The following is a 1,043-nucleotide window of genomic DNA, read 5'->3' as shown; positions in this document are numbered from 1 at the left end:
AGCACCTGGGCCTCGGAGACGGGGACGAGGTGAGCTTGAGGATCGGCGCATGACGTACTGGGAGGAGCGCTACCGGAAGGGCGGCTTCTCGGGAGCGGGGTCCAGGGGAGCCGAGGCGCGGGAGAAGATCGCGCTGGTGAACGAGGTGGCGGGCATCAACCGCGTGGAGACGCTGTTGGACCTCGGGTGCGGCGACGGGCACGTGGCCGCCGGCCTGAGCGTGTCTCGCTACACCGGCTACGACCCGGCCCCTGCGGCAGTGGCCTTGGCTCGCGAGGAGCGCCCGTCCGGCGACTTCATCACGCAGCTCCCGCCGGAGGGCACTCGGTTCGACTTGGTGCTGTCCATGGACGTGATGTTCCACCTGGTGAAGGATGCTGACTACCAGGCGTACCTGGCAGCCCTGTTCGGCTACGGAGACCTGGTCCTGGTCTACGGCACGGACAAGCACCTGGAGGGCCACCACCACGTGTTGCACCGAGAGTGGACAAAGGACATTCCGCCGGGGTGGAGCCGCCGCGAGCTGCCGACCACCTTCAAGCGTGCGTGGCTGCTGAGGAGGGACCGGTGAGCATTCCGAAGATCGTCCACCGCATCTGGGTGGAGGGATCCGGCTTGCTCCCGCACGAGTACGCAGAGGCCGGCGAGGAGTGGCGCGAGATGCACCCGGACTGGGAGCTGATGCAGTGGACTGTGCCGCCGTTTCCGCTGCAGAACCAGGACGCATGGGACTACGCACCGCCGGAGGACGCGCTGCGCTGGCGGGCCGACGTGCTGCGCCTGGAGTTGTTGCTGGAGTACGGCGGCGTCTACGTGGACATGGACGTCATCCCGCTGCGCCCCCTGGACGTGCTGATGGATGATTCGGCCTGGGCAGGCTACAGCCCGGACCGATGGAAGGGGCAGCAGGTCGTGACCAACGCAATCATGGCGGCAGAGCCCGGTCACCGCTGGATCCGCAGGTGCGTGGACCGCCTCCCGGACTCCATCCACCGGTACGCCGGCAACTTCACGGCGATGGTGGTCGGGCCGCACCACGTCAA

2 protein-coding genes are annotated in these 1,043 nt (G+C 67.9%); both read left to right on the top strand.

Going from position 1 to position 1,043, the window contains the following annotated elements:
- The first annotated feature begins 49 nt into the window (after positions 1–49).
- Entirely contained in the window at positions 50–571 is a 522-nt protein-coding gene (locus WD250_08015) for a class I SAM-dependent methyltransferase (GenBank protein MEX2620151.1), read from the top strand.
- A partial coding sequence (locus tag WD250_08010; protein ID MEX2620150.1) for a glycosyltransferase occupies positions 568–1,043 on the top strand: 476 nt, incomplete at its 3' end. The genes WD250_08015 and WD250_08010, both read left to right, overlap by 4 nt.

Source organism: Egibacteraceae bacterium (genome assembly GCA_040905805.1).
Classification (GTDB): Bacteria; Actinomycetota; Nitriliruptoria; order Euzebyales; family Egibacteraceae; genus DATLGH01.
Note: the sequence above shows the minus strand (reverse complement) of the source record. Positions and strands in the feature narration are given on the sequence as shown.